The 13,218-nt window shown below is 57.8% G+C and carries 18 protein-coding genes; 17 read left to right on the forward strand and 1 reads right to left on the reverse strand.

The features are described 5' to 3' along the window. Positions 1–204 precede the first annotated feature (204 nt). The 17 genes from EDB94_RS20645 to EDB94_RS18560 all read left to right on the forward strand — a co-directional run bounded on the left by EDB94_RS20645 (position 205) and on the right by EDB94_RS18560 (position 12,642). Positions 205–504: a hypothetical protein gene (locus EDB94_RS20645; protein ID WP_146162222.1), complete on the forward strand. Its 300-nt coding sequence runs from the start codon at positions 205–207 to the stop codon at positions 502–504. Then, a complete protein-coding gene (locus tag EDB94_RS18480) occupies positions 501–965 on the forward strand; it encodes a phage tail protein (RefSeq protein ID WP_108019152.1) in 465 nt (154 codons plus the stop codon). The genes EDB94_RS20645 and EDB94_RS18480 overlap by 4 nt, the downstream gene beginning before the upstream one ends. Next, a complete protein-coding gene (locus EDB94_RS18485) occupies positions 958–1,413 on the forward strand; it encodes a phage virion morphogenesis protein (RefSeq protein WP_108019151.1) in 456 nt (151 codons plus the stop codon). The genes EDB94_RS18480 and EDB94_RS18485 overlap by 8 nt, the downstream gene beginning before the upstream one ends. 77 nt (positions 1,414–1,490) lie before the next feature. After that, a complete protein-coding gene (locus EDB94_RS18490) occupies positions 1,491–2,051 on the forward strand; it encodes a phage baseplate assembly protein V (protein WP_108019150.1) in 561 nt (186 codons plus the stop codon). A 2-nt stretch (positions 2,052–2,053) separates the two neighbouring features. Next, positions 2,054–2,251: a hypothetical protein gene (locus tag EDB94_RS18495; protein ID WP_108019149.1), complete on the forward strand. Its 198-nt coding sequence runs from the start codon at positions 2,054–2,056 to the stop codon at positions 2,249–2,251. A gap of 5 nt (positions 2,252–2,256) precedes the next feature. Beyond that, the gene (locus EDB94_RS18500; protein WP_260312631.1) at positions 2,257–2,592 is read left to right on the forward strand and encodes a GPW/gp25 family protein; all 336 of its coding nucleotides are present in this window, start codon (positions 2,257–2,259) and stop codon (positions 2,590–2,592) included. Then, positions 2,589–3,500 (forward strand): baseplate assembly protein, encoded by a 912-nt coding sequence (locus EDB94_RS18505; protein ID WP_108019147.1) that lies wholly within the window; start codon positions 2,589–2,591, stop codon positions 3,498–3,500. Before EDB94_RS18500 ends, EDB94_RS18505 begins: the two co-directional genes overlap by 4 nt. Then, a complete protein-coding gene (locus EDB94_RS18510; RefSeq protein WP_108019146.1) occupies positions 3,493–4,116 on the forward strand; it encodes a phage tail protein I in 624 nt (207 codons plus the stop codon). Before EDB94_RS18505 ends, EDB94_RS18510 begins: the two co-directional genes overlap by 8 nt. Positions 4,117–4,127: 11 nt before the next feature. Beyond that, positions 4,128–5,663: a phage tail protein gene (locus tag EDB94_RS20805; protein ID WP_219908278.1), complete on the forward strand. Its 1,536-nt coding sequence runs from the start codon at positions 4,128–4,130 to the stop codon at positions 5,661–5,663. After that, positions 5,663–6,400, forward strand: coding sequence for a sialate O-acetylesterase (locus EDB94_RS18520; protein WP_108019145.1), 738 nt, complete (start codon positions 5,663–5,665; stop codon positions 6,398–6,400). The genes EDB94_RS20805 and EDB94_RS18520 overlap by 1 nt, the downstream gene beginning before the upstream one ends. A gap of 611 nt (positions 6,401–7,011) precedes the next feature. Beyond that, positions 7,012–8,109: a phage tail sheath protein gene (locus tag EDB94_RS18530; RefSeq protein ID WP_404935315.1), complete on the forward strand. Its 1,098-nt coding sequence runs from the start codon at positions 7,012–7,014 to the stop codon at positions 8,107–8,109. A gap of 11 nt (positions 8,110–8,120) precedes the next feature. Beyond that, complete coding sequence (locus EDB94_RS18535) at positions 8,121–8,630, forward strand: phage major tail tube protein (RefSeq protein ID WP_108019144.1); 510 nt, start codon at positions 8,121–8,123, stop codon at positions 8,628–8,630. A 13-nt stretch (positions 8,631–8,643) separates the two neighbouring features. Next, positions 8,644–8,928 carry a phage tail assembly protein gene (locus EDB94_RS18540; RefSeq protein ID WP_108019143.1) on the forward strand — a complete coding sequence of 95 codons (285 nt, stop codon included), beginning with the start codon at positions 8,644–8,646 and terminating at the stop codon, positions 8,926–8,928. A gap of 23 nt (positions 8,929–8,951) precedes the next feature. Next, complete coding sequence (locus EDB94_RS18545) at positions 8,952–9,068, forward strand: GpE family phage tail protein (protein WP_108019142.1); 117 nt, start codon at positions 8,952–8,954, stop codon at positions 9,066–9,068. Then, positions 9,068–11,173 (forward strand): hypothetical protein, encoded by a 2,106-nt coding sequence (locus EDB94_RS18550; RefSeq protein WP_108019141.1) that lies wholly within the window; start codon positions 9,068–9,070, stop codon positions 11,171–11,173. The genes EDB94_RS18545 and EDB94_RS18550 overlap by 1 nt, the downstream gene beginning before the upstream one ends. Positions 11,174–11,179: 6 nt before the next feature. Continuing rightward, positions 11,180–11,656, forward strand: coding sequence for a phage tail protein (locus EDB94_RS18555; protein WP_108019140.1), 477 nt, complete (start codon positions 11,180–11,182; stop codon positions 11,654–11,656). Next, the gene (locus EDB94_RS18560) at positions 11,656–12,642 is read left to right on the forward strand and encodes a contractile injection system protein, VgrG/Pvc8 family (RefSeq protein WP_108019139.1); all 987 of its coding nucleotides are present in this window, start codon (positions 11,656–11,658) and stop codon (positions 12,640–12,642) included. The genes EDB94_RS18555 and EDB94_RS18560 overlap by 1 nt, the downstream gene beginning before the upstream one ends. On the opposite strand, the gene EDB94_RS18565 is transcribed toward EDB94_RS18560, so the two are convergent. Then, positions 12,639–13,187, reverse strand: a complete 549-nt coding sequence (locus EDB94_RS18565) for a hypothetical protein (protein WP_108019138.1) — start codon at positions 13,185–13,187, stop codon at positions 12,639–12,641. The two genes, EDB94_RS18560 and EDB94_RS18565, sit on opposite strands and share 4 nt — an antisense overlap. Positions 13,188–13,218 lie beyond the last annotated feature (31 nt).

Raw genomic sequence — 13,218 nt, forward strand, 5'->3', positions numbered from 1 at the left:
AAATCAGCGCGAAACTGGCATCAACCGCCCAGGCATTGAACCTGCAGAAACAAGAGGCAGAGCAGACACAGGCCAGACTCACGGAGATGACAGAGGCCCGAGACCGCCTGGCTGAGCGGATTGAACGAATCAAGTCGAAGGGCTCCGACCTGGAAGCTGCCCTCGAGGCTGAAAGAGCAGCCCGGGCCCAACTGGAGAAAGAGAATGAAGCCTATCGTAACTGGGCTCGCACTGAGCTCCCTGATGTTGTTGTCCGCCTGCTCCGGAAAGGTCCAATACATCCAGACAACGGAATACCTGGTGTGCAGCAACGTGAAGGCACTGGCGATTCAGGAGCGTCACCCGGGCCGGGAGTGGATGAACCAGAACGGCGACCTGCTGGATCTGATTGACCGGTACAGCATCAAACTCACTACCCAGAACGATCGCATGACTGAAATCTGGGACGAGATCGAAAGCTGCGAACAGAAAGCCCAGCAGATGAGCACGCAGGAGCCAGAATGAAAAAACTTGCCGACCTCCGAAATCACATACTGGCCAATGTATCGGACCTCAAGCGGAACCCGGATAAGCTTCTGAGTTTCATCGAGGATGGAAACATCGAATTCTGGCAGGGCCCGAACCTCAGCCACATGTATACCCTTCCGATCAGAATTATCGTCACCGATTACAGCGGCGATCTTGACCTCCTGATACTGCCCATTCTCTCCTGGCTGGCATACCGTGAGCCTGGCGCGGACCCGCAACGCTCCATCAGCTTTGAGGCCGAGCTCCTGAACAACAACAGCTACGACATCAGCATCACTGTGAACGTGACCGAGCGGGTGATCGTGTCCGCGCTGGAGACTGGTTTCCAGACCGAGCACGTATTGCCTGAGCCAGAGTTGGAAATGAACCCGGATTCCGAGTGGCAGATCATCATGGACCTCCACGGCCTGACCGAACAGGTACCGGGCGATGACTGACGACATCGACGCCCTCGCTGGCTGGGTGGAACCGCTGCTGCGGAAGATGGATCCAGCCGAACGCCGCAAGCTGATGAAAACCATTTCCCGGGATCTCCGGAAAGAGAACCAGGAGCGGATGAAAGCCCAGGAAGGGCCCGATGGACAGAAATGGGACCCGAGAAAGAAAAGGAACCTACGCGGTAAACGCGGCCAGATTCGCAAAAAGGCCATGTTTACCAAGTTGAGGACAGCCAAGTACCTCAAGATCAGAACCAGCCCGGATTCCGCCGGCCTGGCTTTTGCCGGACCAGCAGCCCGCATCGCCGTGATTCACCACTACGGACTGCGTGCAAAAGTGGACAAAAACGGCCCGATCTACGACTACCCTGCACGTCGCCTTATTGGTTTTGGCCGAGGCGACCTGGAACTCATCGCCGACCGCGTCCTGGAACACATCCAGCCCTAAACCCTGCTTTTTGTTCCGCTAACCGTTACAACGTCAACGGCTTCTTATTGTTGGGCCCAAAAATACAAACTGGCCCCATGAACACACTCGCTGAAGCCTTCCGCCTGATCAACAACATTGTCCGAATCGGCCAAGTGGCCGAAGTCGATGTTTCGCGCGCACGTGCCCGCGTCCAGGCTGGCGACAACCTGACAGGCTGGCAGCCATGGGTATCAGCAAGAACCGGAACCAGCTTGGAATGGGATCCACCCACCGTTGGGGAACAAGTAGTCCTTCTCTCGCCGTCTGGCGACCTGGCCCAGGCAATAATTGTGACCGGGCTATATAAGCAGAACGCACCCTCCGACAGCGCCGACGAGCATAAGCGGGTCTACCCGGACGGTGCCAGCATCACCTACGACCATGTGAAGAAAGAGCTGGTCGCCAGCTTTCCCGGAAAGGTGAACATCAACATAACCGGCGACGCCACAGTCAACGTAGGCGGAAACGCCACTACAGCGGTGGCAGGAACCTGCAAAGTCAACGCTCTGAAGATCCATCACAACAACGGCAATCCCGTCGTCACCACGGGCCATATCTGCCATTTCACCGGCCTTCCGCATGGTGATGGGTCCAGCACAGTAACAGCGGGGAAATAGCCATGGCCTTAAGCAAGAGTCAGCTGAAAACCCGGATCATCAATGAAATGAAAGCCCAGGGCGCTAACGAAACAGGCCCCTTCAGCTGGGTTGAAAAGATGGCCGAGGCCATTTCCAACGCCGTGGTGGATGAGATTCAAGCGAACGCGCAAGTGCCCGTAACAGGCGGCTCCAGTGCGGGTACCTACAAGGTCGAATGATGGGAATGAATGCAGAGACGGGCCGTTACCTGTCCGGAACAGCACATATCAGTCAGAGCATCGGTACCATTTTGGCAACACCGTTGGGATCTCGCGTTATGCGCCGGGATTTCGGTTCGTTGATCCCTGAACTGATTGATCAACCCCTAAATCGTGCCACCGTGCTCAGGCTTTACAGTGCGGCCGTTGTTGCCATTCAACAGTGGGAACCAAGGGTTCGCGTTGGCAACGTCAACCGCTCCATGGGCGAGGACGGCCGCTTTACCCTTGAGATTTCTCTGACCAGGACTGACACCGGTGAATCCGATCAGATCCGCGTGCCGGTAGGAGGTACGCTGTGAGCGGCCCCATTGATCTATCCAGACTCCCCAAGCCCAAGGTTATCGAGGAGCTAGATTACGAAACCATCCTGGAACAGCGGAAACAGAAACTGCTTTCCCTGGTACCTGAAGATCGTCGCCAGGAGGTGGAGGAAACGCTCGCCCTGGAATCCGAACCACTCACCATTCAGTTGCAGGAGAATGCCTACCGTGAGCTGGTATGGCGTAAGCGGGTAAACGAAGCGGCAGTGGCGAACATGCTGGCGTTTGCCGAGGATGAAGATCTGGACAACCTGGTTGCCAACTTCGACACCGAACGGTTGATGGTGGATCCCGGCGATCCGAACGCCATACCGCCGGTACAGCCTACCTACGAAAGCGATGAAAACCTTAGGATCCGCTCCCAGCAATCATGGGAAGGACTGAGCGTGGCAGGCCCAACCGGCGCCTACGAATTCCATGCTCTATCAGCTGACGGCCGCGTGGCAGATGCCAGAGCTGAAAGCCCTTTACCGGCTGAAGTCACTGTCACATTACTGTCTACAGAGGCGGACGGAACGGCCAGTCAGGAGATCATCAATAACGTAGCTGCAGCGCTGTCTGATGAGGACACCAGGCCCGTTGGCGATCGGGTAACCGTTCAGTCTGCAGCGATCGTGAACTACCAGGTGGACGCCATTCTGTATGTCTACCCAGGGCCTGAGCAGGAACCCATCCTTGAAGCTGCTCAGGAAGCACTTACCAAATACGTGAGCGAGCAGCGCCGCATTGGCCGCGACATTCGAATATCGGCACTGCATGCGGCACTGCACGTTGAGGGCGTGCAACGGGTTGAGCTGGCCCAACCAGCTAGCGACTTGGTGCTATCCGGCACTGAAGCAGCGTACTGCACAAGCACCAGCGTATTGATCGGTGGCAGCGATGAGTGAACCCACGTCCTTATTGCCTAACAACTCTACGCCGTTAGAACGTGCGGCAGCTGAGGCTTTAGCGGAAATTCAGAGGGTACCGGTGCCAATTCGCACCCTTTGGAACCCCTATAACTGCCCTGCAAAGCTACTGCCCTACCTCGCCTGGGCTTTCAGTGTCGACCGTTGGGATGCTGCCTGGAGCGAAGCTGCAAAGCGCGAGGTTATCGCCACCAGTTTTTACATTCACAAGAAGAAAGGAACAATCGGCGCCATTCGGAGGGTAGTTGAGCCGCTTGGATACCCACTAACCATAAAGGAATGGTGGCAGACCGAGCCGGCGGGCACCCGTGGAACCTTCACGATCAAGATTGCCATACCGAACTCTGGCATCACGGAAGAAATGTATCAGGAGATTGAACGTCTTATTGATGATGCCAAGCCAGTCAGTCGGCACATCGATAGGCTGGATCTAGCCGGAGAATCTACCGGTCAATTCTATTTCGGTTTGGCCACCTACGATGGTGATGTAACGGCCGTTCTGCCTTACCAGCCAATTGATACAGAAGTAACCGGCCATTACTTCCTGGGCGCCTCCACCGATAGCAATGATTCGGCAACCGTATACCCACTGTAACAGGAGCAAACATGGCGACGTTTTATACGATTCTCACTGAAGTAGGCCAAGCAAAGCTTGCCAACGCCGTGGCGCTCGGCCAGACAATAAACATTACAGAGCTTGCTGTGGGCGATGGTGGCGGCTCACTTCCGACTCCAGAAACCAGCCGAACAACCTTGGTTAACGAAGTGCGACGGGCTGCCATTAACAGCATTGAAGTTGACGCTGACAACTCATCCTGGGTGGTTGTTGAGCAGGTGCTGCCACCGGAAGTTGGTGGCTGGACAATACGGGAAATAGGCATTTTCGACATTGACGGTGATCTTATCGGATACGGAAACTATCCAGAAACCTATAAGCCGATTCTGTCCGAAGGGTCCAGCCGAACCCAGACTGTCCGCTTTATCATGGAGGTTTCCGACACAGCTTCAGTTACCCTTAAAGTCGACCCTTCAGTGGTTTTAGCAACACGTAAGTATGCGGATGATGGCCTGGCCAACCATGAGTCGAGTCGAAACCACCCTAGTGCAACGGAAGACGATCAGGGAATGCTCTTGCTCGCTACGCTGGAAAAGGCAATAGAGGGTTTAGATGACAACAGTAGTATGTCTCCAAAAAAAGTGCATGCCGCCTTAAAACAGTTTGGTCTTGGATATCAGGCAGCGTTAACCGAAGTCGATGCGAATCTTTATACAACCTCAGGCCTGTTCCTGACGCCGGCTTCAGGACACATTAATTTTCCAAGCGAAGGCGATAATACCCGGGCACCGATAATCGTAGTCGGTGGAGCCAATTTCATCGGTCAAATACTGTTCCAGCAAAAAACTGGCAGGCTCTTTTACCGCACTGGAGTTACTAACGACCTATCAACTATAGCGTGGCAAGAAATATCCACCTCAGTTGGGACATCTGCAAATCAAACGACACAGATTTTCACATCAAGCGGAACTTGGAATAAGCCAACAGGATGCAAGAAAGTTACTGTCACTGTAGTTAGTGGTGGGGGTGCCGGCGGCGGTGCGGAAGTAACAGGGAGCGGTGAACATAGCGTCGGTTCGGGCGGTGGCGGTGGTGGCTGCAGCATCAAAACGATCGACGTAAATTCTGTCTCAAGTGTTCCTGTTTCTGTTGGTGAGGGTGGCATCGCATCAGCAGGCGCGGCTGGTGGTGACGGCGGGGCTTCGTCCTTTGGCGCCTTTGTTTCCGTACCTGGTGGTACTGGTGGAGATACCATGTTCGCCGCTACCGGTTCAGGTGTCACTCTGAACGTTGGTCTTGGCGGCGAAGGAACTGGCGGGGACCTGAACTTAAAGGGTAGCGACGGAAGCGGAGGTTTTCGTGATCCAAGCACCCATAATCATGCAGGTAATGGTGGTGCCTCTGCGGGCATTTCTGGTGGTGGTGGCCGTGGCATTCTTACTGGGGTAGGTGCGGGGAGTGCGGACGGTCACGCAGGGGGCAACTACGGAGGCGGCGGTGGCGGCGCTGCCAATAGTCAAAGCCAGACTGCGAAATCCGGAGGACCTGGCGCAGGCGGTATCGTGATCGTGAAGGAGTACTACTAATGCTTAAAGTACTGGCCCTTGGACAGTCAAACATGAGTGGACGTGGAAGTGGCGGTCGCTCGCCGCTTGAATGCGATTCACGTGTTGAAGTTTGGAATAACACCAATGAGTTGGGTGCGGACGGAACAGCGTTTATCTCACCGCCTGACTTTGGCAACAGTCCCTGGGACGCCAACGGTGGCAACAATCTTGCCTTGTGGTTTTGTCATCGGGCCGCCCAGGAGCTGCAAACCGATGTGCGTCTGGTTTTGGTATCAAAGGGAGGGACTACGCTGGCCGAATGGGGCCCCGCTGGCATTATGTACACTGAAGCAAGTGGCGTGCATTCTGCCTCTGGTTTGGGACCGGCTGACGTTTTGTTGTGGCATCAAGGGGAGTCCGACCGGCCGTCTTCGAACGGAGGTACTGGTATACCACCGGCGGACTATAAGACGAACTTTTTGGCAATGCTCTCGTCACTGAAAAATGATGGACTATTAGCGGCTAATGCTCCCGCCATCGTTGGAGGCCTTTACCTGCCAACGGCCGGCAATATTGACACTGCTCTACAGGAGCTTGCCAACGAAAATGATGGTGTCTACTACGCTGGAATTACTGACTTAAAAACATCGGATGGAATACACTTTGCGGGCGCATCGTTGTACCACTTAGGGTTCTATCGATACTGGAACCAGTACCGGGATCGACTCGGCTTTCCTAGGATTTCTGGAGATATAGGTTTAGTTTCAACGTTTTGATATCAAATCCAATGACCGCCATTGTACGTTGTTACATTGGCGGTTCACTTCCTCGGGGGAGCACATTAGCAAACCCCTTTACGCATATGACGCCTTTTGTCCAACAACAAACTCACAAATCAAAACGGTAGCTCTAATATATAGCGCGTTCATCATGGCACCTATACCCCGGTAAAACCACACCAGGAGGCGTCATGCCCGACCAATACCACCACGGCGTCCGGGTGCTTGAGATTAACGAAGGCACCCGTACCATTCGCACTGTTTCCACCGCCGTTATCGGCCTGGTAGCGACAGCCCCCGAAGCCTTGCCTGGCGTGGCGGCTGAAGCCGTTGTCCCGGCCATTGCCAACAATGCTGATGTACTGATCACTGCGGTCGCCGTAGGTACCGCCGGCAACCAGATCCGCGTCCGCTACGTTGATCCAGCGGCGAATTCCGAAGCGTTGGCAGTGAGTGTCAGCGGTAACGATATCACCGTCACCCTGGCCACCGACGCCTCCGGAGAAATCACCAGCACCGCCAACCAGGTGGTTACCGCGATCAATGGCAGCGCCGAGGCCTCCGCCCTGATCTCCGCCGCCAACGATGCCGGCAACGACGGCTCCGGCCTGGTCAACGCCGTGGACTTCACCACCCTGGCCGGTGGCGAGAATGAGCCCTTCCCGCTGGACACCCCGGTGCTGGTCACCCGCATTGACGAGGCGATCGGAAACGCCGGTAGAACCGGCACCCTGCCCAAGGCCCTGGACGCGATCGGCGACCAAACCTCACCGGTCATGGTGGTGGTTCGGGTGGCAGAAGGTGCAGACGAAGCCGCCACAGAAGCCAATCTGATCGGCACCACCAACGCCCAGGGCAAGAAAACCGGCATGAAGGCACTGCTGGCCGCCGAGCAGAACCTGGGCGTAAAACCCCGCATACTGGGTGTTCCTGGTCTCGACACCGAGAACGTCACTGCTGAGCTGATCACCATTGCCCAGCAGCTGCGGGCATTCGCATACGCCTACGCACACAACTGCCAGACCATCTCCGAGGCCATCCTCTACCGTAACGGCTTTGGCGCCCGGGAACTGATGCTGATCTGGCCGGATTTCATCGCGTTCAACGTCAACACCGCAACCGAAGAACAAGCCGCCGTTGTGGCCCGGGCCATGGGCCTGCGCGCGAAGATCGACCAGCAGGTGGGCTGGCACAAGACACTGTCCAATGTGGCAGTGAACGGCGTCACCGGCATCGACAAGGACGTGCATTGGGATCTGCAGGACCCGAACACCGATGCCGGCCTGCTCAACGCCAACGAAGTCACCACCCTGATCCAGCGTGACGGCTTCCGCTTCTGGGGTTCCCGGACCTGCAGCTCGGATCCGCTGTTCGCCTTCGAGAACTACACCCGCACGGCCCAGATCCTCGCCGACACCATCGCTGAGGCACACATGTGGGCCGTGGACAAACCGATGCATCCATCACTGGCCAAGGACATCCTAGAAGGGATCAATGCCAAGTTCCGCGAGCTGAAGCTCCTGGGCTTGATCGTGGATGCACGCGCCTGGCTGGATCCGGAGATCAACACCAAAGACACCCTGAAGGCCGGCAAGCTGTACATCGATTACGACTACACCCCGGTACCACCGCTGGAGAACCTGCTGTTCCGTCAGCGGATCACCGACCGGTACCTGGCCGACTTCGCCGCCCGCGTGAACGCATAAGGAGCTGAACAATGGCACTTCCCAAGAAGCTGAAGCACTTCAACCTGTTCGGCAACGGCGATAACTGGCAGGGCCAGATCGCCTCCCTTACCCTGCCGCCCATGGTCCGCCAGATGGAAGAGTTCCGTGGCGGCGGCATGAACGCCCCGGTAGACATCGACCAGGGCATGGAAAAGATGGAGTTCCAGTGGACGCCGGCCGGCCTCATTCCCGGCCTGTTCGACAACTTCGGTACCAGCCAGCTGGACGCCGACCTACTGCGCTTCTCCGGCAGCTACCAGCGCGACGACACCGGAGAGACCCTCCCGGTGGAAATCGTGGTCCGTGGCCGTCACCGTGAAATTGCCATGGGCGATGCCGAGCCTGGCAGCGACAACACCCTGTCCGTCACCACCACGCTCAGTTACTACAAGCTCACCATCGGCGGTGAGGAAGTGGTCGAGATCGACGTGCCCGGCATGGTTGAGCGCATTCGTGGCCAGGATCGCCTGGCCGAACACCGCCGCAACATTGGCCTGTAAGGAACCCTGATTCATGAGTAAGCCTGTAACTGCAACCGTCGAGCTGGATACCCCGATCAAGCGCAACCAGGAGGAGGTGTCCAAGCTCACCCTCCGCAAGCCGGCCTCTGGCGAACTGCGGGGCCTGTCCCTGGCAGATCTGATCAACATGGACGTAGACAGCATCACCAAGGTGCTGCCGCGTATCAGCAACCCGTCGCTGACTGAACAAGAAGTTCGTGAAATGGACCCTGCCGATCTGGCCGCCTGCGGTACCGAGATCGCAGGTTTTTTGCTGCCGAAGCGGTTGAAGGGGTAATCCCGCACCGCGTAGATGAAGCCATGGCTGACATCGCCGCCATCTTCCATTGGCGGCCGTCAGACATGAACGACATGCCCCTTTCTGAACTCATGGAGTGGCGGGAACACGCCCGCAGGCGAAGCTCGACGGAGGAGTAATGGCCAAGAACCTCGACCTGCAGGTGGTACTCGCCGCCAGAGACAAGCTCACCAAACCCCTCAAGAAGATCGACGCAACCACCACCGGTACCGCCCGAGCGCTGAAACAGGCCCAGGCGGAAACGAAGCAGTTGCAGAACTCACAGCGTGACATCTCATCCTTCCGCAGGATGGACGATGCTCTGGGCAAGAATGCCAAGGCCCTGGCTGAATCACAGGAGCGCGTTCGCCGCCTGGGCCACGAGCTCCGAACAACCAGCAAGCCGACCGCCAAACTTCGGAATGAGTACAACAAGGCCCGGCAGGAGGTGGAGAAATTCACCCGCAAGGGACAGGACCAGCGGAAGGAGCTGGGCAAAGTCCGCAAGCGGCTGAGCGATGCCGGCGTGGACGTGCGCAACCTATCCGGCGAGCAACGGCGCCTGGCCGATCAGATGCAGGCTACCAACAACCGAATCCAGCGCCAGAGGAAGTACCTGGATCAGTTGGGCAAGGCCGACATATCCGGAAAGTTCAGCAACATGACCGGTGAAGTAGGCCGGTTCGGCCGCCGTACAGCTCTGGCAACTTCAGTTGCTGCTGCTAGCATCTTCGGTATTGCCAACTCCACCGCCACCCTGGGCGACCAGGTAGCCAAGACGGGCGACAAAATCGGTATCGCCCTTGGCCCCTTCCAGGAACTACGCTACGCCGCTGAGCGCTCCGGCGTGTCTACCGAGAAATTCGATTCCAGTCTGGAACGGTTCATCAAGCGAATGGGCGAAGCCACCCAAGGCACCGGCGCTGCCCGCAACGCCTACGAAGAGTTGGGGTTGTCCGCTGAAGACCTGGCCAAGCTAACCCCAGAACAAAGCCTGGAGGTGGTGGCCGATCGGCTCTCCTCCGTGGAGAACCAGTCCCAACGAGTGGCCATCGCCGCTCAGCTGTTCGGGCGCGAAGGCGTCGCCATGGTCAACATGCTGAAGGATGGCAGTTCAGGCCTTCAGGCCCTGAGACGCGATGCCAGAGCCACGGGCTATGTGCTCAGCGAACAGGCCGCCCGGGACGCGGAAGCCTTCAAGGATGCAATGCTGGACGCACAGCTGGGCATGGCTGGCATGAAGAACACCATCGGCGCCGAACTGATGCCCGCGATCACCGATATGATGGGCGATCTGTCTTCCTGGATGCGAGAGAACCGGGACCAGGTAAGCGCTTTCGCCTCCAACTTCGGTACCAAGCTCAAGAACGCCATCCCGGTGCTGCGTGACATCGCCGTAGGAGCCGCGTCCACCGCCAAAACCCTGGGCATGATCACCAGCAACCTGGCCGCCATGGTGGGCGGATTCGATAACCTAGGCATGATCCTCGCCGTGGTTCTCGCCATGAAACCGATCATTGCCATCCTGGCCTTTGGCAAGGCCATATTTGTGGCCACCAGTGCAGTCGTCGGCCTGGCCGGCGGTTTACCGGCCGTTGCGGCTGGCATCAAAGCGATAGGAGTAGCGCTTACCGCCAACCCCATCGGTCTGATCATCGCCGCTATTGCCGGCGCCGGTTACCTGATTTACAAGAACTGGGGCGCCATCATGGACTTCTTCAAGAGCCTGCCAGCCAAGTTCTCCGGCTTTGGATCCATGATCATGGACGGTCTGGTGGGTGGCTTGTTGGGCGGACTGAAAAAGGTGAAAGACACCATCGTGAACGCAGGCCAGAAAACCATCGGCTGGTTCAAGGGCGTTCTGGGGATCAAGTCACCGTCCCGGGTATTCATGAGCGCCGGCCAGGACACCCTCGAGGGATACCGGAAAGGTATCCAGAAACAGGAACCGGCGGCACTTAAGCAGGTCAGCGGGTTCGGCAAGCGTGTGCGCAGTGTAGGGGCCGGCATTGCCATTGGCGCGTCCGCCCTGCCCGCTGCGGCCGGCGTCCAGTTCGACAACCGCCCACCGATCGCCACCGGCACGCCTTCTGCAGCCACTGCTGGCGATAGCGTAACGATCAATGTCTATGCAGCACCAGGGCAAAGCGAACGAGAGATAGCGGCCCAGGTTGATCGGATCCTGCAGGAGCGCGAACGCCGTATAGCCACCCGTGCCCGCAGTGCACTTTATGACAGGGAGTAATCCGCCATGATGATGACCCTCGGAATGTTTGTCTTCGAAGTCCAGTCCCTGCCATATCAGCAGCTGCAGCGCAGCACCCAGTGGCGGCACCCCAGCCAAAGCCGCGTTGGTCAGCGCCCCGCTTACCAATACCTGGGGCCGGGTGAAGACACTATCACCCTGAGTGGCACCCTTTACCCGGAGCTCACCGGCGGCCGCGTAACCCTGGATGACGTGCGCATCATGGCCGACGAAGGCAAGGCCTGGCCCCTGATTGAAGGCTCTGGCCGGGTGTTCGGATTCTGGTGTGTCACTGGCGTTGAAGAAACCAGCACCGTGTTCTTCTCCGATGGGGTACCCCGCAAGATCGACTTCACCATCAACCTGGTGCGGGTAGACGAGGACGACTTCCAGGCCTTCCGCGACCGTGCCGCCACCAGCCGGGATGCCGCGATCGGGCTCGGGCTTTACCAGCCCAGGCGCAATAGTGGAGGCATCGCCTGATGCAGCACCGAGCCCCTGATTATCGATTGGTGGTAAACGGCCGCAACATCACTCCAACGGTGAGCGGCAGGCTGATAGACCTTACCCTGGATGAAACACCAGGGGATGAGGCTGACACACTGTCCCTCACCCTCAGCGACCACGACAACGCCCTGGAGATCCCGCCCAAGGGCGCTGAGATCCAACTGGCTATCGGGTGGAGAGGCCAGCCGCTATTCGAGAAGGGCCTGTTCATTGTGGACGAGGCTTCGTACAGCTGGGCGCCCAACGTACTGAACATCACCGCCCGCAGCGCCGACATGCGCAACGGCCTGCCCACACGCCGAACCCGCAGCTGGGACCAGGTAACCCTCAGCGATTTGGTAACCACCATCGCCCGGGAAAACGAGCTGGAGCCCGTCATCGGCGGCAGCCTGGCTTCGATCAGCATCGAACACCTGGACCAGACCGACGAATCCGATCTGAATCTGCTCACTCGCCTGGGAGAACGCCACGACGCGATCGCCACCGTGAAAGCGGGCAGGCTGCTATTCACTCCTCGAGGAGAAGCGGCCACCGCCGGCGGTACCGCCCTGCCCTCCATAACCGTAAGGCCTCGCAGCGGCGACAGCGGTACCTACCGCGAAACCGATCGCGACGGCTACACTGGTGTCATCGCCTTCTGGGACGATGTCGACGCCGGCCAGCAGGTTCAAGTGCAGGTGGGTACGGAAGAACGGGTGAAACGACTGCGAGGTACCTATGCTAATGAGAGCGAGGCCAAGGCCGCGGCACAGGCTGAGCTTCGACGACTGAACCGTGGTGAGGCAGAGCTAACCATTACTCTGGCCACAGGTAGGCCGGATGTTGGGCCGGAGTGGCAGCTGCGGGCAGAGGGATTCAAGCGGCAGATCAACGGGCGGGAATGGGTGGTAACCAGGGCCAGTCACAGCTTGAGTGATTCTGGCCTGGTCACAAGCTTGGAGGCCGAAACTCTGCAGGCCTAAATCCTTCCGGGCTCCAGCTCAAGGTTCAGCACTGACTGGGTCTCGGGATCATAATCGCACCGGTATACGTAGTTCTGGAATGCCCCGTAGCCATTCGAGAATTGCACCCGGTCACCGTAGTAGCTCAGAGTCCCGTCTTCTTCATCCAGCCAGCCACGGCGGCTCAATTTGGTGTCAGGGTAGGAGTCCGTCCACTTCACTTCATACTGCGCCTGTCTCTCGATCTCGCGTTCACATCGAACCGTAGCGGCGGACCAATGCTCCTCTCCCCAACACTGAATATCCTGTCGACACTCCTCCATTTCAGCTTTTTCTGCTGCGGCTTGCTCCGCTTCTGTCATTTCAGGAGCCTGTGCAACGCTATCCTCTGGCTGATCATCACCGGAAAAGAACGTGACCAGGGCAGCCGCGATGATGACAAGTGCCACACCGCCAACCAGGTAGTCCTTGGCCGTAACGCCGGGATTGTCGACACCACAATGCGGGCATTTCTTAGCCTTCCTGGAAACCTGCGCCTTGCACTCTTTGCAATTGGTCATGGCCATGGTTACTACTCCTTTCGATGCATACCCTGAT

The organism is Marinobacter sp. 3-2, assembly GCF_003751355.1.
Taxonomy (GTDB): domain Bacteria; phylum Pseudomonadota; class Gammaproteobacteria; order Pseudomonadales; family Oleiphilaceae; genus Marinobacter; species Marinobacter adhaerens.